The organism is Mycoplasma miroungirhinis, assembly GCF_013008815.1.
Taxonomy (GTDB): domain Bacteria; phylum Bacillota_I; class Bacilli_A; order Mycoplasmatales; family Metamycoplasmataceae; genus Metamycoplasma; species Metamycoplasma miroungirhinis.
Window position 1 is genome coordinate 266,186 of sequence record NZ_CP053097.1, and the last position, 21,293, is coordinate 287,478.

The 21,293-nt window shown below is 21.9% G+C and carries 18 protein-coding genes and 1 other RNA gene; 12 read left to right on the forward strand and 7 right to left on the reverse strand.

Features of this window, described 5'->3' with window-relative positions:
• Window positions 1–210: 210 nt before the first annotated feature.
• The 4 genes from HLA92_RS01365 to HLA92_RS01380 form a co-directional block, all read right to left on the reverse strand.
• Complete coding sequence (locus tag HLA92_RS01365) at window positions 211–1,239, reverse strand: DUF4011 domain-containing protein (protein WP_336508851.1); 1,029 nt, start codon at window positions 1,237–1,239, stop codon at window positions 211–213.
• An 82-nt stretch (window positions 1,240–1,321) separates the two neighbouring features.
• A complete protein-coding gene (dnaE, locus tag HLA92_RS01370) occupies window positions 1,322–4,282 on the reverse strand; it encodes a DNA polymerase III subunit alpha (RefSeq protein WP_171112785.1) in 2,961 nt (986 codons plus the stop codon).
• A 19-nt stretch (window positions 4,283–4,301) separates the two neighbouring features.
• The gene (thiI, locus tag HLA92_RS01375) at window positions 4,302–5,438 is read right to left on the reverse strand and encodes a tRNA uracil 4-sulfurtransferase ThiI (protein WP_171112787.1); all 1,137 of its coding nucleotides are present in this window, start codon (window positions 5,436–5,438) and stop codon (window positions 4,302–4,304) included.
• Window positions 5,438–7,141, reverse strand: coding sequence for a hypothetical protein (locus HLA92_RS01380; protein ID WP_171112789.1), 1,704 nt, complete (start codon window positions 7,139–7,141; stop codon window positions 5,438–5,440). Before HLA92_RS01380 ends, thiI begins: the two co-directional genes overlap by 1 nt.
• Window positions 7,142–7,380: 239 nt before the next feature.
• Here HLA92_RS01380 and rpsD point away from each other — a divergent pair, with 239 nt between their 5' ends.
• The 5 genes from rpsD (at window position 7,381) to ligA (ending at window position 12,823) form a co-directional block, all read left to right on the forward strand.
• Window positions 7,381–7,980: a 30S ribosomal protein S4 gene (gene rpsD, locus HLA92_RS01385; protein WP_171112791.1), complete on the forward strand. Its 600-nt coding sequence runs from the start codon at window positions 7,381–7,383 to the stop codon at window positions 7,978–7,980.
• Window positions 7,981–8,156: 176 nt separating this feature from the next.
• Entirely contained in the window at window positions 8,157–8,954 is a 798-nt protein-coding gene (locus HLA92_RS01390; protein ID WP_171112793.1) for an energy-coupling factor transporter ATPase, read from the forward strand.
• Window positions 8,945–9,874, forward strand: coding sequence for an energy-coupling factor transporter ATPase (locus tag HLA92_RS01395; protein WP_171112796.1), 930 nt, complete (start codon window positions 8,945–8,947; stop codon window positions 9,872–9,874). The genes HLA92_RS01390 and HLA92_RS01395 overlap by 10 nt, the downstream gene beginning before the upstream one ends.
• Window positions 9,875–9,882: 8 nt before the next feature.
• Window positions 9,883–10,815 carry an energy-coupling factor transporter transmembrane component T family protein gene (locus tag HLA92_RS01400; protein WP_171112798.1) on the forward strand — a complete coding sequence of 311 codons (933 nt, stop codon included), beginning with the start codon at window positions 9,883–9,885 and terminating at the stop codon, window positions 10,813–10,815.
• A gap of 1 nt (window position 10,816) precedes the next feature.
• Window positions 10,817–12,823 carry an NAD-dependent DNA ligase LigA gene (gene ligA, locus HLA92_RS01405; RefSeq protein ID WP_171112800.1) on the forward strand — a complete coding sequence of 669 codons (2,007 nt, stop codon included), beginning with the start codon at window positions 10,817–10,819 and terminating at the stop codon, window positions 12,821–12,823.
• Between the two features lie 82 nt (window positions 12,824–12,905).
• On the opposite strand, the gene pgsA is transcribed toward ligA, so the two are convergent.
• The 3 genes from pgsA to rnpB form a co-directional block, all read right to left on the reverse strand.
• Window positions 12,906–13,538 carry a CDP-diacylglycerol--glycerol-3-phosphate 3-phosphatidyltransferase gene (gene pgsA, locus HLA92_RS01410; RefSeq protein WP_171112803.1) on the reverse strand — a complete coding sequence of 211 codons (633 nt, stop codon included), beginning with the start codon at window positions 13,536–13,538 and terminating at the stop codon, window positions 12,906–12,908.
• A complete protein-coding gene (locus HLA92_RS01415; RefSeq protein ID WP_171112806.1) occupies window positions 13,528–14,109 on the reverse strand; it encodes an MHJ_0274 family protein in 582 nt (193 codons plus the stop codon). Before HLA92_RS01415 ends, pgsA begins: the two co-directional genes overlap by 11 nt.
• Window positions 14,110–14,187: 78 nt before the next feature.
• An RNA gene (rnpB, locus tag HLA92_RS01420) (RNase P RNA component class B) lies at window positions 14,188–14,481 on the reverse strand.
• A 57-nt stretch (window positions 14,482–14,538) separates the two neighbouring features.
• Between rnpB and HLA92_RS01425 the strand changes: the two genes are divergently transcribed.
• From HLA92_RS01425 to HLA92_RS01455, 7 genes are all read left to right on the forward strand, one after another.
• On the forward strand, window positions 14,539–15,027 hold the full coding sequence (locus tag HLA92_RS01425; protein ID WP_171112808.1) for an MAG0490 family ComEA-like DNA-binding protein: 489 nt from the start codon (window positions 14,539–14,541) through the stop codon (window positions 15,025–15,027).
• Between the two features lie 83 nt (window positions 15,028–15,110).
• Window positions 15,111–16,286 (forward strand): ComEC/Rec2 family competence protein, encoded by a 1,176-nt coding sequence (locus HLA92_RS01430; protein WP_171112810.1) that lies wholly within the window; start codon window positions 15,111–15,113, stop codon window positions 16,284–16,286.
• 23 nt (window positions 16,287–16,309) lie between these two features.
• The gene (gene holA / locus HLA92_RS01435; RefSeq protein ID WP_171112812.1) at window positions 16,310–17,272 is read left to right on the forward strand and encodes a DNA polymerase III subunit delta; all 963 of its coding nucleotides are present in this window, start codon (window positions 16,310–16,312) and stop codon (window positions 17,270–17,272) included.
• Window positions 17,262–18,776: an alpha-amylase family glycosyl hydrolase gene (locus HLA92_RS01440; protein WP_171112814.1), complete on the forward strand. Its 1,515-nt coding sequence runs from the start codon at window positions 17,262–17,264 to the stop codon at window positions 18,774–18,776. The genes holA and HLA92_RS01440 overlap by 11 nt, the downstream gene beginning before the upstream one ends.
• An 80-nt stretch (window positions 18,777–18,856) precedes the next feature.
• Window positions 18,857–19,123, forward strand: a complete 267-nt coding sequence (rpsT, locus tag HLA92_RS01445; RefSeq protein WP_171112816.1) for a 30S ribosomal protein S20 — start codon at window positions 18,857–18,859, stop codon at window positions 19,121–19,123.
• A gap of 85 nt (window positions 19,124–19,208) precedes the next feature.
• Complete coding sequence (locus HLA92_RS01450; RefSeq protein ID WP_171112818.1) at window positions 19,209–19,760, forward strand: inorganic diphosphatase; 552 nt, start codon at window positions 19,209–19,211, stop codon at window positions 19,758–19,760.
• Window positions 19,761–19,762: 2 nt separating this feature from the next.
• Complete coding sequence (locus HLA92_RS01455; protein WP_171112820.1) at window positions 19,763–20,851, forward strand: zinc-binding metallopeptidase family protein; 1,089 nt, start codon at window positions 19,763–19,765, stop codon at window positions 20,849–20,851.
• Window positions 20,852–21,293 lie beyond the last annotated feature (442 nt).

Here is a 21,293-nt window from a genome sequence, read left to right on the forward strand (position 1 = left end):
TTTTTTAATAATTCTTCACCATATTTTTTTAAATAATTTACTGTTTTTTGATACTTATTAGTTAAATCTTCTGAAATGTTTTGATCAATAACTAATTGATTTTCACCTTTTGAAAGCGAATCATATAAATTTTTTAAAACTTGCTTTTTATCTAAATTTATACTATGAATAGGAATTGCATAATCTGCTAAGTCAATTTTATTTAAATTATTATAAACAACATCTAAAGCAGCCTTTTTTTCTGATACAAAAAAGAATTTTTTTGTTTCTTGCTAAAAGCTCTGTAATTATGTTTGTAATGGTATGTGATTTACCAGTACCAGGAGGACCTTGTAAAATAAAACTTTCCCCTTGTATTGCACTTTGAATTGCTACTTCTTGTGAAGAATCTGAATCTAAAATATGATAATACTCATTAATATCGATTTTGTTTTCAACATTAAATTCAGTAATTAAATCATAAACTTTAGTTTCTACTTCTTCATTAGAAATGGACTTAATGAACTCATTTTCAGTAATTTTTTGTTCATTTTGTTCTAAATCTGCATACATATTAATTTTAGAAAAACTAAATGTATCTAAATAAACATTATCAACAAAATCTCATTGATTATCTTGAAAATTATTTTCTAAAAATGCCTTAATAAAATTAAATTTATCGATATCATTTTCAAGTTGATCAAATTCATCAAAATCAAATTTAATTCCATAATTAAATTGTAATTTACTTAACAAAGTAAAATTAGGAGTCAAAATAGATTCTTCATCGAAACTACAATAAAAATTTTTATTTGTATTTTTGGAAATTAGTTTAGTCTGCACAAAAGCTAATGGTGAATAAAAAATTTCATCACTATCAGTTGAATCTTTTCATTTTAAAAAACCAATTACTAAAAATAATGTATTAATTGAATATTCATCGATGAAATCAAGATATTTTTTATTAATTTTCTTTAAAATTAACAACTGATCTATTCAATTTAAATTAGAATAAAACATTTTTGAATGAAATTCATTAATTTTGCTTAGAATTTCATCATTTGTATAAACTCGTAAAATTGATTTTTCGTCTTTTTGTTCTTCTTCTAAAATTACATTGGTAATTTCCACTGATTTTTTTTCATTAATTAGTTTTAATAAATTTTGGATATTAGGACTAATTATTTGTAATTTTGTTGCACTTTTTGTTGTTTGTAAATTGTAATTTAATGATTTATTTCTAAATGTTAAATCAAGTAAATCATTTTTTCATTTTGCGACATTTTATTAACTTTTCTTTCTTCCATTACAAAACTCCTATTTAATAATATTTAAATTATCTTTAGATTTCCTTTCAACCTTTAATTTGTCAAGTTAAATCTTGTTTTTTTAATATATCAACATAAATAATTTTTCCTACATATTCTTTGATAGGAGAATTATTTCAAATAATAACTTGAATAGAAGCACTACTATCAAATAAATTTACAACTGTATATGCTTTATTGTTTTTTGTAGTTTTAACAATAGCATCCTTTATATAAACTGCAATTTTATGTTCAGTACCAGCATGAATATCAACTAATTTTGTTTCAGATTCAAATTGCTTTGTTAAGGAAGAATTATAAATATTACCTAAATATAATATTTCATTTTTAGATTCAAATTCATAATCATAATCATAATGTATTGGTTTAATATTTCAGTTAATTTGTTCTCAATTAATTGTTTTTGATTTGACATTATAACCATTAAATAATTCTAATTTAAAAGCAGTAGAATTTTCTAAACTATTTAATATTGAAACTTGATTTTCAAATTCTCTAAATAAACTTGCCTTAATTAAAATTTTTAAAGTACTTTCTCCGATAGAAACTGATCTTAAACGTAAAAATGCTTCTAAAATATTTTTAAAAATTCCATTTTTATTTCTTTCATTAACAATATTTTCTGCACCGACTTTACCAAAACCTTTAATCATTGTTAAAGGTAAATAAATTTTTTTATTTTTGATAATAGATTTAAGTTCTGAATCATTGATTGTTGGACTTATGATTGAAATTCCTAGTTCCTGTGCTTCGGAAATATATTTATTTAAATCTTCATAACTATTTATCGAAGATGAAATGATTGCATTATAAAATTCTAGTGGAAAATGAGTTTTTAAATAAGCCATTCGATAAGTAATAAGTGAATAACTAACAGCATGTGATTTATTAAAACCATATGATGCAAAACTTTCGATGTTTCCAAAAATATTTTGTGCAAGTTGTTTATCATAATTATTTTCAATCGCTTTTTTTATAAAAATTTCTTTAAATTTTAAAAATTCTTCAGCTTTTTTCTTACTAATTGCTCTTCTTAATAAATCAGCTTCTGCATAATCCATATTACTGATTTTTTGGACAATTTCTAATACTTGTTCTTGATAAATCATTATGCCATAAGTTTTTTCTAACACTTGATCATAATTTTTTTCAATTTGAGGAATATCTTCTTTATGGTTTTTTCTATTTGCATATGATTTAATATGTTGCATAGGTCCAGGTCTAAATAAACTAATAATTGCAGCAATATCATTAAAATCAGTAACTTTAACTTTCATTAATGTATTACGCATTCCAGGACTTTCTAATTGAAAAATACCAGCTGTTTTACCTCCTGATAATAATCTAAAAGTTTCTTCGTCATTTAAAGGTATATTATCGATATCAAAATCAGGTGTGTGTTTTTTAATTTCTAATAAAATATCGTTAATAATTGAAAGAGTTTTTAAACCTAAAATATCAATTTTTAGTAATCCAAATGTTTCTAAATAATCCATTGTGATTTCTGTTTGTAAATAATTATTTGCAAACATAATTGGTGATTTTTTAATAATTTTTTGATCTGAAATTACAATTCCAGCAGCATGTGTTCCTGTTTGGCGATAAAAACCTTGAATCCGACAAGCTTCATTAAAAGCATTTTTTAAATCATTTTCTCCAGTTTGGGGATTTTTATATTTATTTACTTCTTCACGAAAAGCATATTCTTGTTCATAAATTTCTTCTAATCTTAAATTATTGGGAATTTTTTTAGCTAATTGATCAATTGCCGGAATTGGTACATTATAACTACGAGCACTATCACGCATTGATGATTTTGAACCTAATGTTGAAAAAGTAATAATTGAAGAAACATTTTCAGTTCCATATTTTGAAATTAAGTAATTAATTAAATCTTGTCTTTTATCATCTTGCACATCAATATCTATATCTGGTAAGCTAATACGTTTAGGATTTAAAAATCTTTCGAAAACTAAATTATATTCAATAGGATCAATTTGTGTAATTCCTAACAAGTAACTAATTAAAGAACCAGCAGCTGAACCCCGTCCAGGACCTATAGAAATATTATTTTGTTTTGCTCATTTAATAAAATCTCAAATAATTAAAAAATAATCTTCAAATCCTAATTGTTTAATAATTTTTAATTCATAAGTTAATCTTTGTTTATATTCATCTAAATCAAATTTTTTAATTTTATTTTTTGCACTTTCAATAACTAATTTCTTTAAAAATTCAAAACTTGAAATATTTTCATTATTTTTATAAACAGGCATTTTAAAACTAGAAATTGGTACATCAATTGCAAGAGATTGAGCTAAATTATTAGTAAAGTTAATTAATTTTTGAATTCTTGCATCATTTGTTTCAATATTAGCTACTAAAATATCTACAAATCGATTCAATTTATTTTGTGTTTTAATTCATTCTAATGTTTGAAGTGTTTGATTATCAAAATGATCAAAAATTTTTCCTTCATTTACATATACAAATTTTTGATCATTAATTGTATCTAAATCGATTTTTAATTGCTCAATCGTTGATAAATTTATTGATATATAAGTAGAAATATCAGAATACAAACATTTAGTTTGGACATATAAACCTAGAGTAGGATGATCAATAAAAATTAAATTTTGAAATTGTTTTAAATATGTTTGTGAAACTAATTCATTTTGACTTTGATAAAAATTAAGTTCAAATAATTCATTTAAACCTTGTAAATTTTTAGCAATAACTATTAATTCAGATTGAGATGCTGCTTGAAAAGTTTTTATTTGCATTCCATAAATTGTTTTAATATTATTTTCTTTTGCTTTTATACAAAATTGAGCAAATGAAAACATATTTTTATTTTCAGTAATTGCTAAATATTCTAATTCATTATCTTTTGCTCATTTAATAAGAGTATCTAATTCAATAGTTGATTCTAATAAAGAAAATACTGTATTAACATGTAAATTAATTAATTTCATATTTATCCTTGTCTAATTTTTAATTATGAAAATGAAATATTTGTACATTTTCAATCGCTTCTGTTTCTAGCTCTTTAAGTCTTGGTAATTCTTGTTCTAATTTTAGAACTTCTTGTAAATTTGGTTTAGTAATTGGTTCTTTTGGTGCAAATAATTCACAAGTTTCACAAGCTCTTCTAATACTTATTTCATAGGTATGAATTTGCTCTGCAATTTTGATTGTATCGTTTTTATCAAAACTAACTAAAGGTCTAAAAATTGGTAAATTAGTAACTTCTTGAATAACATTTATACTTTCTAAAGTCTGACTTGCAACTTGGGCTAAATTTTCTCCGTTTGATAATGCGAAATAATGAAATTTATTCGCAATAGCTTCTGCAATTCGGTAAAAACTTCTTCGCATTAAAGTTATTTTGTATTTTTGATTTGAAACAAGAGCTAAATAATTCATAACTTTTGTGTAATTAATTTGAAATAATGTCGATTTTAATTGATATTTTGTAATTTCATTAATTAAATCTTCAACTTTTTTAGTTGTAAAATAATCAGTATGTGGTGGTGTAATAAAATTTATAAAATCAACAATTAAACCTCTTTTTTGCATTAAATTAGCAGCAACGGGACTATCAATTCCTCCACTCATTAAATGTAAAGTTTTACCACTTATTCCAACAGGCATTCCTCCTCGGGTGTAAGTGTAATTTGAAAAAACAAAAGATTTATTTGCTCTAATTTCAACATATATAGTTAAATCTGGATTTTTAAGTTGAACATAAGAGTTTGTAAAAGTTTTTAAAATAACTGCACCTAATTTTTCATTAGTTTCTTGACTTGAATACATAAATTTTTTATCTGAACGTTTAGTTTGAATCCGAAAAGATTGAAAATTAGTTTGTTTTGCTTCGTTTAATACACGATTTACAATATTTTCTCATGAAGTATCTATTTCTTCTACTATGCTAAAACTTGATAAGCCAAAAATATATTTTAATTTTTCAATATTATTTTCTGTAAAACTAATAAAAGCACGATCAAAAGTAACAATTACTTCACCTTCCATCTTTTTTATTAAGTTATTTTCTAATACTTTTATAAAATTAATTCTATTTTTACCTTTTAAAGTTAACTCACCATATCTTAATAAGATTTTTTTCATTAGTTAGTTTGCCTTTCTATATGTTTATAAATTTTATCAATAGCTTCAAAATATTTTCCTGATTCAACACTTTTTTCAGCATTTAAACATAAATTATTAATTTCTTCCATACTGCTTCTATAGCGATTAAAAAAAGTAATAAAAATTTGAAATAGCTTATAAGATTCAATTTTCAAACCAATTGATGCTTCGAGAGCTTGGATTTGCACAACAAAATTGTCGATATCTTCTTTTAATGTTTCAAAATCATAGTGATTTTGTTGATTTTTTAACTTAATTTTAGTATTAAAATTTTTAATATTTTCAATGTTTTGTATTTCAATTTCAGTTAATTCAAGATTTAATATTTTGATTTCAGATTGCATTACTAAAAATTTAAATTCATATTTTTTCATTTTTGAAATCACATCATTTAATGGTGAAAATTGATTTTTTAAATCTTTTAATATATTAAATTGATTATTTATTTCTTTAATTATAAATAAAATTTCAGAAAGCATTTTTTGATTGGTAAATTGTCTCTCACTTATTAAAGTCAAAAAATCATTTCAAAAATTATTTTTTTCTAAACTTTTATAATTTAAAATGTTTTGTTCCATTGCATTTGTTAGTTGATTATTTTTTTGAAAAAATTGGTAATTTTTAAGTATTTCTTGTTTTTGTTCATCTAAATTCTTTAATAAATGTTCAATATCATCTTTATTATAATTAGTGTTTTGTAAATATTTATATGATTTTTCTTCGATATTAAATTGATGAATCATTTCATTGATTTTTTGTAAAACATCAGCAAATAAATTATTAATATTTTTTGAGTTTTTTAAGTATTGTTTTTCTGCGAATAAACTTTTAATATTTTTAATTAAATTCTCAATTTCCTGTAATCTATTATCAATATCGTATTGATTTACAAAATTTTGAAAATAATCTAATTTTAATTTATTTTTTATTTTAAAAAAATCATTTATTTTAAAATCTAAAAACATTTTTAATCCATAAGCTTCATTTAAAATTTTTGCATAATTTAATAAAATCAAATTTAGATTTTCTAATTTTGCAAAATTAACATTACTACTATTTTTTGTAAATTCATTATTTTGAAAAAAAAGATAATTATTAGTTCATTCAGTTTCTAAAAATTTTATTTCAGAACTAAAAAATTCATATTTATTTTCACTATATTTAACAAAATTACTTAATTTTCTAAAAAATGAAAACAATAAACGAGAATGATGAATAATTAAATCAGTATTTTTTGTGCGTTTTTTGATAAATAAATTAATATCTCTTTCTATTAAACTTAACTCTTTAATTTCCTTTTGAAATTGACGTAAGTTATTATCAATTTGTTTTAATTCTTTTAAAATTGCTAAAATTTTTTTATTAAAAGTAAAATAAATTGTGTTTTTCAACGTGGAAGTTGAAAACATTAATTTTGAATGTTTTGCTTTAAATGTTGTGTATATTGCAACATATTCATCATAAATTTTTTTAAAATCATTATCATTTTTTGAGAACAATTCAAATTGATATAAAGTTTGTGTAAAAGATTTTAATGTTTTTTCATTTTTTTTAGTTTTTAAAATGATTTTTTCGATTCCAAATTTTTTATAGTAATTAAAAACTCAAGTAAATCATAAAAAAGTCAGCAAACTAATTAAAAATATTAAAATTAAAATAACAAAAATCAAACTTATTTTCATATAATTAATTTTATAGAAATTACATAAATAAGCACAAAAAAAGAAAAAATTTAGAAAATGATTTTTTTATAAAAAAATAATCAAAATATAGTAAAATTTAAAAGCATTGACACAGCAATTGTATATGATATAAAATTTTTGAATTCTTATGATTTGAAAGTAAGTTAGCTGTAAAACTGAAATCATTAAAAACTTAATATTATATTAGAATACAATAAGTCCTTGCAGAAAGGAAAAATATGTCTCGTTTTAGAGGATCAATATTTAAAAAATCTCGTCGTTATGGGATTTCATTATTAGAAACAGGAAAAGAATTTGCAAAAGGAAAACAACGTAAATATGCTCCAGGACAACATGGACAAAAACGTGCAAAATTAACTGACTATGGACTACACTTATACGAAAAACAAAAAGTTCGTTTTATTTATGGTGTAAATGAAAGACAATTTGAAAATACATTCAAAAAAGCTTCAAAAAGACAAGGTATTACTGGTACAAACTTCTTACAAATGTTAGAAACTAGATTAGATAATATTGTTTATCGTGCTGGTTTTGCAAAAACAAGAAAACAAGCTCGTCAATTAGTAAATCATGGTCATTTTACTTTAAATGGTAAAAAAGCTAATATACCTTCTATGCAAGTTACAATTAATTGTGAAATCGAACTAAAAGAAGGATCACGTCAAAATCCTGAAGTAACACAAGCAATGAATGATAGAAAAGTATCAGAATGAATTAAACGTGATGATTTTAAAGCTACATTACTTCGTTTACCTGAAAGAAACGAATTAAATCCTGAAATAAATGAATCATTAATAGTTGAGTTCTACAACCATTAATATTAAATATTTTAAATATCAAGTATTTTAAATATGCTTGGTATTTTTTTCAATTTTTCAAAAGTTTTTAAATAATAAAAACTAAAAAAACAAAATCTTTAATAGTTTTAAAATAAATGCAAGATATTTTTAGATAAATAAAAAGTTTAATTATATATTAATATATAATTTACATTATGATAAAAATTAAAGATTTATATTATAAATATCCAGAAAGTCAATCGTTTGCTTTACAAGGTGTTAATTTAGAAATTAAAACGGGCCACTACGTAGCTATTTTAGGTCATAATGGTAGCGGAAAAAGTACACTTTCAAAATTAATTAGTGCAATTTATAAAGCTACTGAAGGTGAAATATGAATAGATGATATTATTTATTCAAAAGAAAATCTTAAAAAAATAAGACAAAAAATTGGAATTATTTTTCAAAATCCAGATAATCAGTTTGTAGGTGCAACAGTTGAAGATGATATTGCATTTGGTTTAGAAAATAAACACGTACCAAGAGAACAAATGAAAGAATTAATTCATAAATACGCTAAATTAGTATCAATGGATGATTCATTAGACCGTGAACCTTCTAATTTAAGTGGTGGTCAAAAACAAAGAGTTGCAATTGCTTCAACATTAGCATTAGATCCTGATATTATTATTTTTGATGAAGTAACGAGTATGTTAGATCCAAAAGGTAAAGAAGACATTTTAGAAATAATTCATAGTTTACATAAAAATACTAATAAAATTTTAATTTCTATAACTCATGATATGGATGAAGCTGTTTTAGCAGATGAACTTTTAGTATTTAGTGGTGGAAAATTAGTTGCTAGTGGTTCACCAAAAGAAATTTTAAAAAATAAACAAATAGTAGAACTTGCTAAAATCGATTCACCTTTTATTTATAAATTATCAGAAATGTTAGATGGAATTGAACCAACATATGATGAAAAAGTTTTAATTGAGGAAATATGCAAATAGAAGTTAATAATATTTCAAAAGAATTTGATAAAAAATTACCAACACACATTCAAGTATTAAAAGATATTAATATTAATTTTGAAGAAGGTGAAATTATTTCAATAATTGGACATACTGGAAGCGGTAAAACAACTTTTATTGAACATTTAAATGCATTATTATTACCTGATTCAGGAATGATTAAATTTAAAAATATAAATATCCCCAATAAAAAAAGAGGATTAAGCAAAAAACAAGAAATTCCATTAGTAGAAACTGATATTGAAATAATTAATACAAAAAGAAAAATTAAAAATATTAAAAGTATCCGTAAAGAAGTAGGTGTTGTTTTTCAATTTGCTGAATATCAACTTTTTGAAAATACCATCGAAAAAGATATTATATTTGGTCCAGTTTCAATGGGTGTTCCAGTTGAAAAAGCTAAACAGCTAGCAAGAAAATATTTAGAAATGGTAGGATTACCTGAATCTTATCTTGATAAAAGTCCTTTTAATTTAAGTGGAGGACAAAAAAGAAGAGTTGCATTAGCAGGTATTTTAGCAATGGAACCTAAATTTTTAATTTTAGATGAACCAACAGCAGGATTAGATCCAGTGGGTGTTGAATCGATGTTGAAATTATTTAGTGATATAAACAAAAAAGAAAATAAAACAGTAATTATTGTTACTCACGATTTAGATAATGCTTTAAGATGAACAAAACGTTGCATTATGTTTAAAAAGGGTGAAATAATTAAAGATGATGATACATATAAAGTATTAAATGATGAAAATTTTTTAATTGAAAATAATTTAAAAGCTACTCAACTTCTTACTTTTGTAAATAAATTAAAAGCACGTGGAATAAATTTAGGAAAAATAACAAACATAAACGAATTAGCAGCTGAAATCAATAAAAAATTACGAGAAAAGAAAAAATAAGGAGAAAAATGAACGCAATTATCGGTAAATTTGTAAACATTGATACTATTATTCATAAAATAGACCCGAGATTAAAATTTTTAGCTAACATTTTGTTTATTGTCTTATTTTTTCTAGCTGATACTTTTGTTATTTTAAGTGTATTATTATTGTGTGTTATGATTTTTTATGTAATAGCTACAAAATCATTTCGAACACTAATAAGAAAATTTAAATTACCTGTTTATATTGGATTATTTTTATTAATTATTAATGTTTTTACAATAAAAGGAAGTCCAGAAAATAATATTCCTATTACTGCAAGTGATAGTGGTTTAGATACTTTTGTTTTTTATCGAGATTACTTAATTATAAATGATATTTATTGAGCACCTTTTGGTAATGATAATATTTTTCAAATTACTAAATTTTCTTTAATTAGATCTGCAAGTATTACACTAAGAATTTATGGAGTTATTTTAATTACTACAATTTTAACTTTTACAACAAAAAGTGTACTTTTAACAAAAGCCATTAATGATTTATTAAAACCTTTAAAATTATTTAAATTTCCAAGTGAAATTATTACTATGATAATTAATATTGCACTTAGATTTATACCAACCCTTTTAGATGAAGCTAATAGAATTATGAAAGCTCAATCTTCACGTGGTGTGGATTTCAAAAATGGACATGGAAAAGATAAAATCAAAGCATTTTTAACATTAATTGTTCCTTTATTCGTATCATCTTTTTCAAAAGCAAACGATTTAAGCGATGCTATGGTAGTTAGAGGATATGAACCATATTCAAAAAGAACACAATATCGAATTTTAGAGGCAAAATGATATGATATTGTTGCTACTATTATTTTAATGTTAATTACTACTCTAGTCATTGTATTTCAAAGTTCTGCAATTAATGTACCTGAATGATTTGCAAATACTTTTGTAAAGGTTTAAAATGGAAAATAATGATTTTAAAAAAATAAAACAAGAAATAGAACAACTACAAAATCAAATTCAAATCTGAAATAATGCTTATTTTAATTTAGATGATCCCCTTGTTGAAGATGCAATTTATGATAAAGAAATAATTAAATTAAAAAACCTAGAACAAAAATATGGTTTTTTATTTACAGAAAATGAATTAGCACAAAGTCCAACCCAAATAATAGGTTCTTCAGCATCAAATGCATTTCAAAAAGTAACACATGATTTTCCAATGTTATCATTACAAAAATCATACGAAAAAGAAGAATTAGAACATTGAATTGAAAATATTAATAAAGTAACAATTAATGCAAGTTATTTTATTGAACCAAAAATAGATGGTCTAAGTATTTCATTAAAATATAAAAACGGAAAATTAATTCAAGCCGTTACACGTGGAGATGGTTATATAGGTGAAGATGTAACTCATAATATTTTAACAATTAAAGAGTTACCTAAAACAATTGATTATTTAAATGAAATTGAAATTAGAGGAGAAGTTTATTTAAAACTTTCTGAGTTTGAAAAAATTAATTATGAATTAAAAAAAGAAAATAAACAACAACTAGCCAATCCTCGAAATGCGGCCAGTGGTTCTTTAAGACAATTAAATCCAGAAATAACTAAAAAAAGAAATTTATCAATATTTTTATACAGTATTCAAGATCCTGATAAACACCAAATTTATAAGATATCACAAATAAGACAATGACTTAAAAAACATAATTTTCCTACTACAAACGAAGGAGAAATTGTTCATAATATAAATGAAATAATTACTTGAATTAATAATTTTAAGTTAGCAAAAACATTATTAGATTATGAAACTGATGGAATAGTAATTAAATTAAATGAAATTAAATATTATAACTTATTAGGAACTACACAAAAATTTCCCCGTTATGCAATTGCATATAAATATGAACCTAATACAGCAACTACTGTTTTAAAAAACATTTTTATTACAGTTGGTAGAACTGGAATGATAACTTATAATGGCACTTTAGAAAGTGTTTTTTTAGGTGGCTCAAATATTCAAGCTGCAACACTACATAACTACGATTATATAAAGAAATTAAAAATTGATGTTGGAGATTTAGTTTATATTAAAAAAGCTGGAGAAATTATTCCTAAAGTAATTTCCACTGTTCATTCTAAATCGCATACTAATTTTCAAAAAATTTTATATTGTCCATTTTGTCATAATTTATTAGAAGAAAGTGAAACTGGTATTGATCAATTTTGTGTTAATGAAAATTGTCCAGAAATAAATTTAAAAAAATTAATTCATTTTACTTCTAAAACAGCAATGGATATTTTAACATTAGGTGAAAAAAATATCGAAATTCTTTTTAAATTAGGTTTTATTAATTCTTTTAGTGATATTTATAAATTAAAAGATAAATATGATGAATTAATAAAAATGGAAAGATTTGGTGTTAAATCTGTTCACAAAATGTTAGAAAGTATTGAAAAATCTAAAACTCAAAATTTAAGTAATTTAATTCATGCAATTTCAATAAAACTTATTGGAGAAAAAATTTCATATTTTTTAGCCTCAAAAATTTTAGAATTTAAAAATCTCTTAACCTTTGATTTTGATTCTTTAATTAATTACCACGAAATTGGCGATAAAATTGTCAATAGTTTAAAAGAATTTGTAGCTAATGCAAATAATCAAAAAATGATCCAAGATTTAGTTGATATCGGTTTAAATTTAAAATACACAAGTCAAATTAATTCATTAAGTTTAATGAATTATTCCTTTGTAATTACTGGAACATTAACCCAACCTAGATCTACAATAGAAAAACTTCTTATTACTAAAGGAGCAAAAATTTCTAATTCAGTAACGAAAAATACTTCATATTTATTAATTGGTGAAAAACCAGGATCTAAATTAGCAAAAGCCAAAGCTCTTAATATAAACATAATTACAGAAGAACAACTTGTTAAAGAAATTTTAAAAGAAAATTAAATAAAGTTAACTATCATAAGTCAATTATATTGACATGATAGTTAACTTTTTTAATAAAAAAGTTAGTAAAAACTAACTTCAATTATTTAATTTTAAATTTGGAATTTTTCAAATATGATGAAATATAAATATAACCACTTATATAACTAATAATTAATGTAGCAATTAATGGTAATGTAATTATAAATAAATATAATCTTATATTATTCAATTCATTAGATAAAATAATAGGTGCAAATAACCCAATTATAATAAGTGATACACTCATTAAAATAGTTTTGATTTTTCCTCATATATTTGCTTGTACAGAAATATTTAATGATGCAGCATAGATTCTAAAACCATCAACTAAAATATCTCTTAATACTAATAAAATCACAATAATAATAAAATAAATTTCTGTAATTTGTGCAATTAAACTAATTAACATAGTTGTTGTAATTAATTTATCTGCAATGGGATCAAATATTTTACCAAACGTACTTACTACATTTCATTTTCTTGCTAAATAACCATCTAAATAATCACTTACCATTGCAAAAATAAAAACAACTAATAATAAATATTGAATGGCCATTATACCACGTAAAATTGTTAGATCAGCAGTGGGATTTGTATTTATTATTGCATAAATAATTAATAAAAGAATAAAAATAACAACTGATATTAATCTTGAAATTGTTAAAATATTAGGAATATTTTTTTTATTTTTCATAAAACTTCCTTTCAATACTTTCTTTGACATTTTTTTCATAATTTAAAAAAGAATCATCTTTTTGTAAATGTGAATATAAGTTATTAAAATATTCAATTTCATTTTTACATGTCTTAGATCAAGTACTTGCATTTGTATCAATTAATATTTTGATATTTTTAACAAAATCTTGATATTTTTCAGATTCTCTAAAATCTTGAAAATCTTCTCTGTTATAAAGAATATTTAAAAGGTTTTTTGCTCCATCTTTAATTTCTTGCATTTTATATTTTCCAATACTAGGTACAAAATTTTTTACTTGTTCATTTGTATATTTAATTATTTCAGTAATTGAAATAACATATTCACGATAAATCTCTTTATTAACACTTGATTTTGCTTTTAATTTTTTTATCTCCTTACGTTTTGTAACCATTTGTTTGATTATTTTATACAGAATATAAGAAACAATTAAGGCTAAAATAAGTCCTAAAATAAGATACATTAATCAACTATTTGGACTAAGTATTCCACCATTATCTTGTGTTTGTGGTGGTGTTGATTCATCATATGATACATTTAAATTTGTCATCTTCTCTCCATAGTCTTTTAAATTATATTTTATTTTTATTAAAAATAAAAAAATACACTATTAAAATAGCGTATTTAGCTCTATAAACCCCTTTTTGTACCTATAAAGGCGCCAATTATTTATCTAGAATAAGATATTCTCCCGAAATTAGTTCATTTCCCTTTTTCGGGCTCCAATACCATAATTTTTGTTTCTGACTCATGAAGTTTAACCTTTTCACTCTTGCTAAATAGCAGACTTTGTTTCTGTGTCACTAGTTGTTAGTATTTATTACTACCTGAATTTATTAGATTCAGCATGAACACTACTTTCATCTCAGAAAGTGCCAGTGGGGATTTTCCTCTACGAAATTCGCAGCAATTGGCCAAGCTAAATAAAATTATAATATATATTTTTATGATTTATATTGTTTTTTTTACTTTTAATAATATGAAGATAAATAAAAAAAGTATATTATTAATTTCAGCTATTGTTTCAATAATTATTACAACACTAGTTATAAATAATTTAAAAATACATTCCACACAAATACCAGCTCAAATTGCAAAAAAATCCATTAATTTAACTGGTGCTATTGAATTTCCAGGTTTATATGTAATAACTAAAGATGAAAACTTAAAAAATCTTTTATTTAGAGCAAAAGTATTACATATTGCAGATTTTAAAAAAATTGATTACAAAACTGAAATATTTAAATTATCTTCATTATATATTCCTTTTGATCTTACAAAAAAAATTCATTATTCATATATAAAATCAACAGATTTTTTTATACAAATAAAAATAAGAAAAAAACAAGCTGAATTATTATTTAACTATTTTAAAGATAATAAAACACCAAAATGATCTGATATTGAAAACATATATGGAATTGGCAAAGTCGCTTTAAAGACTTTACAAGATCATATTTTAATTTAATAATTTTTCAATCTTGTTTTTTTGCAATTTTATTTTCTTATTTAGCAATTTTTGTAAGTCCTTATTGAATTATTATCAGCATTTTGATATTCATAAACAATTGAAAAAACAAAAAATTTTGAAAAATTTTTTGCATATTTTTAACTATTTTTTTACTATTTTTTGTACTCAGTTTCATTATTTGAAACAATATAAATACAATTAATGGTAATTTTAGAGTAGAATATATTTTTAAAAATGGTTTTACAATTAGAGTTGCAAATAAAAAATTTTTTGTTTATCATTTACTAAATAATAAAGTAGATTTTGTAAATATCAAATCTACTATTTACAAATTAAATAACAATAGTAATGATTATCAATTTTTAAAAAATCTACAAATTGATTTTGTTTTAAAAAATGCACAAGTTGATGTCAGTGATAATCCAATAATTTTTAATTTTTTTCAAATTATTATTCAAAAAAATACTGAAATTTCTCAGGAATTTTTAAATTATTTTCTTTTTGCCAAAAAATTAAATATTGAAAATATATATCAAAAAATTAAAAATTTAAACATCGTTCATTTATTTGTAGTAAGTGGATATCATTTTTTTATAATTTATTTTATTTTAAAAAAAGTATTATACAAAATAAAATTTATTAATAAAGTAGATGATTTGTTAATTATAACTATATTTAGTTTTTATATCTACTTATTAAACTTTAATCCACCTTCAATTAGAGTTTTTGTATATTTCGTTGTAAAAATTATCTTAATTAAGATTTTAAAATTAAAACTCAATAATTTAGAAGTATTTACTATTGCAACACTACTGAATTTTTCTTTTTATCCTAATTTAGTTACTTCCATATCTTTTATTTTAAGTTACGGATTAAGTTATATTGGTTTAAAAATGCAAAAACTGAATACAAGATACAAGACAATTAAATTTAGTTTTATATGTTATTTATTTTCAATGGTTGTAATGAGTAAAATTAACGATCAATTTAATCTTTTTGCTTTTTTATTCCAATATATTTTTAATTTTATTATGATATTTTATTATCTTTATTCACTTATTTTCTTTTGATTTGTATATTTAAATAATATGATTTATTATTTTTTATTTGAATTAATTGAACAAGCAAACAAAATAAGTATTTATTTTAATTTTTTTCAATTACATTTAACATTTGCTTTTATTTTTTGAATATTTACTAATTTATGAATTGTAAAAAAATATAAAATAACTAATTTTTTAAATGTGCAATTTTAGTTATATATAATATAATTTTAATTATGAAGTTTATATATGGAGAAGAAGAATTTTTTATTGATCATTATATAAAAACAATACAAAATGATTTTAATAATTTAACAGATAAATATATTTTTGAAGAAGATACAAATATTCAAGATATATTTAATATCTTAACAAGTGTCAATATTTTTAATGAAAAAAGATTGCTGATAATAAAAAATAGTCCATTATTATTTTGTACAAAAAATCAACAAAATATTGAAACTTTTATAAATATTTTAGAAAATCTTACAAGTGACATAGAAATTATTTTTTCTTTATATATCCCTAAACTAAAACAATTTAAACCATCTAATTTATTTTTATTTTTAGAAAAAAAAGCAGAAGTTAAGAAATTTTTAAAGGTCAATGAGCAAGATTTAACAAAATTTATTAAAAAATATGTTCAAATCAATAATTCTGATATCGAAGAACAAGCTATTAATAAAATAATACAAACAATACCAAAAAATTTATTTTTAATAACTTCAACTTTAGATAAATTTATTCAAACTAATAAAATAATAAAAGTGGAAGATATCGAAAATCAAAATGAAATTTTTTATGAAAATGTTGAATGAATAACAAATGATTCATTATTAAAAAATCAAAATTTACAACAGTTTTATAAAAAAATTTTATACCAATTAGATTTTGGAATAAGTCCAAGAAATATAGTTGCACAAATTATAAATATTTTTAGTATAGCAATGGATATTTTATCTTTAAAAAAACAAAATACTTTCAAAGAAATTAGTGCACTTTTAAATATTCATGAATATCGTCTAAAATTAATTTATCAATTTTTAGAACAACATAATACTGATTTTATTGAAAAACAAATATTATTTTTATCAAAATTAGATATCGATATAAAACAAGGTAACTTAGATGAAAATATTGCCCTTAATTACTTAATTTTAAATTTATTTAGAACGGTGGATAAAGAATATGACAAATAAAAAAATGATTTTATATCAACTTAAAATTGATAAATTTAAAGATTCAAATGAAACAGGATACGGAGATTATAATGGTCTTTTATACCAAATAAAATATTTTCAATTTTTAGGTGTTGATGGACTTATTTTAAATAATATTTTAGATTATTATCAAAATGCAAAATCACTAGATGAAATCGAATCAAAATATGGTTCAATTTTAGATTTTAAGAAAATGATTAATTTTTATGTTGAAAATAATTTTAAAATCGGAATAAATTTAGATTTTAATAATTTAAGAGAAACATTTAACAATTGAAAACAAGCAAAAATACTTCATGAAAATAAAAATTTTACTGAAAATCAAACAAAAAAGAACACATTAGAAAAATATATTGATAAAAATAACAAAGAAAATAATATTTTTCTAAATCAAACTGAATTTATTGATTTTTATACTAAAATATTTGATTTTTATTTAAATTTAGGTTGTAACTTTTTTGTTATAAATATTAATAATGAACAAAAAAACTGAAAAAATAATAACATCAAAGATAACCAATTAAATCTAATTCAAAATATATATAAAATTTCTAAACAAAAAAATAAAGATTTTGAAATTATTATTAAAACACAAAATTTAGAGTTAATAAAAATACAAGCTACTTTATCAGATAAACTATTTGATTTCATTTTTATTGATAGTTTTTCTGAAATTGGAAGCGATAAAGCGTATAAAAATAAATTAATGATTAAATTTAAGCCATCACAATTAATAAAAGAATTAAGAAATTGTTTAAATTATAATAATGTCATTATTTCATTAGCATCAGAAAACATTGGAAGAATTAATAGTCGTTGAGGAGATGAATTAGCTTTTACTAAAGAATCTGCTAAATCATTTGCATTATTATTACTATCTGCAAGAAATTCAGCGAATATTTATTATGGTGATGAATTAGGTTTATTAAAAGCTAAAATTGAAGATTATCATGATTTTAATGAATTTAATTACAACGAAACTAAAAGATATTTAGAAGCAAAAAATATTAGTACCGATATTTTTTATAATTCGTATTTATATCAACACCCTGTTTCAGTAAATAATATAATGCCTTGAAATACAGATCTTAATTTTGGTTTTTCTAAAATTAAAAATAAAAGATTTATTTTTGCTGAAAATTCAAAAGAAAATAATGTTCTAAACGAATTTAAAGATCCAACATCACCACTAAATTTTTATAAATATTTAATTGATTTACAACAAAATCAAGAATATAGTGAAATTTTTAATAAGGCTAAATTAATTATTTATAGAAATTATTTTAAAAAAGGTATTTTAAAAATTAAATATAAATTAAAAACAAAAAAAATAATGTTTGTTATAAATATTTCCAAAAAAGCTAAAAACATTCATTTATCAAAAAAATATGAAATAATTAAATCAACTTATCATAATAAAAAGTATTTAAATATTCCTAATTCACTTGATCCATTTGAAAGTATCATATTATTAAAAAAATAACAAAGAAAAATATAAAAAATAATTATTTTTTTGTATAATTAATATCATACGCGCAAAAGATTATTATACGAGGAGACAAAATGGCAAATATAAAATCAAAAATGAAAGCAATTAAATCAAACGAAAAAGCAAGAGTGAGAAATGCAGCTATAAAATCAAGTGTTAGAACTGCGATTAAAAAAGCAAAACTTGGAGCTACAAAAGGTGATGAAAAAATTACTGATTTAGTAAAAAAAGCTCATCATGAAATTGATAAAGCTGTTTCAAAAGGTGTATTACATAAAAATAACGGTGCTCGTAAAGCTGCTCGTTTAGATGCTTTTGTTGCAAAATCTAGTGTAAACTAATATTGTATAATAATTTGAAACTTCACTATTGTGGAGTTTTTATTTATTTATTATAATCTTATATTTTAATAGTAAAATATAAAGTATGAAAAATATAATAGTTAATATAGAAATTCCTAAAGGAAGTAAAATAAAATACGAATATGATCGTAAAACACAAAAAATATCAGTTGATAGAATATTAAGAGGAGATTTTATTTATCCAACAAATTATGGGTATATAACTGAAGCTTTAGACTGAGATGGTGATGAATTAGATGTTTTAGTTTATTCTCAAGAAACATTCATGCCAGGTGTAAGTTTAAAAGCTAGAGTAATAGGTGCTATGAAAATGATAGATAGTGGAGAAACAGATACAAAATTAATAGCTGTTCATGCTGATGACTATCGTTTAGATTACATCAAAAAATTAGCAGATTTAGATCAAATGTGATTACAAAGTGTTAAAAATTTCTTTACAACATATAAAAATTTCAAAGGTAAAAACATAACATCTGTAAAAGGTTTTGAAGACGAAATTTGAGCAGAAAAAGAATATTTAGAATGTGTTGAGTTAATGAATAAATATGGTTCAATGGATAAAGATGATTTTATTGAATTAATGAAAAAACAACACCCTGAAAAATATGAATTATAGTTATGAATAAAAAACAATTTAAAGAAAAATTAATTAAATATATGGAACTTGAAGCAATGAGTCGCTATGAAGAACCCGTTGCTAACGAACTAAAAAACTCTACTAAATCACCTAATTTTCAATATTCTTATGATAATTTTGGTTCATTAATTATTTTTAAAAAATCAAAAATAAATAATGCTCCCAAAGTAATGATTTCAGCACATATGGATGAAGTTGGTTATATTGTAAGAATGATAGATAAAACTGGACAATTGTTATTAATGCCAATAGGTGGAATATGAGCAAGTGTTGCAGTAGCTACAAAAGCAACTTTAGTAACAAACAAAGATAACAAAAGATTTATAGGTGTATTTGGACATACTTCAATTCATGTTATGACACCAAATCAAGTAAATAATGCTTTAAAAAATAATGAATTATTTGCTGATTTTGGTTTTAAAAATTACCAAGATGCAGTAGATAATGGTGTTGAAGTTGGAGATAGAGTTTATATGTCTGGTGAAACTATTATCTTTAATGACGAAGATTTAATCGGTGGAAAAGCAATGGATAATCGAGCTGGTGTTATGACACTTGAATACATTGCAAATGAAATTAAAGATTTAGAATTAGCTTGTGATGTTTATTTAGTTGGTACTGTCCAAGAAGAAGTAGGAACAAGAGGTGCTAAAACTTCTGTTACTTTAATTGAACCAGATATTGCAATTGCTCTAGATACAACCACAAGTCATGATACATATTCAATTGTTGAAGGTAACACAAAACTACAAGCAGGAGCTGCTTTAAGAGTATTTGATAGAGATACTTTAATGGACCCTAAATTAATTAATTTTATTGTAAATATTGGATTAAAAAACAACATAAACTTTTATAAATATGTAGCTGTTGGTGGTGGAACTGATGCAGGAGAATTACAATATGGTAAAGGTGGAGTATCAACTTTAACTATTAGTATTCCTCAAAGATATTTACACTCACCAATTGGTGTTTCATCAATTCATGACATGATGTCAAGCGGAAATTTAATTATTGAATTTTTAAAAAAACTTACACCTAATACATATTTAGAAAATATTAAACATAAGTAAATTACTTAAATTAAGTAATAGAATTGATAAAAATAAAGGTGAACAACAAAAATTAACACTTTAGAATGTTAATGTTTGTTGTTCACCTTTATTTTGTGCATTTTGTAATAAACTAGCTGTTGTTTTTTGTTCAATTTTTAAATTACTTTCTTTCATTTTATTCCTTTAGATATACTATGAAAAAATAAAACAAAAAAACCTTAATTTTATTAAGGTTACAAATATATTATTATTTTTTGTTTACTGTTATATAAGTTTTTTTATATATATATATGATAGAACATATATTTATTCATAGCATACTTATTATATTACAAATTAATTATGTATATTTTTTTAAATAATTCATTATTTTGATAATTAATGGAAATTTATAAAGTATATTAAACAAAATCACATTTTGAATAAATCAAAGAAAAATCTATAAGATCTTAATGATTTT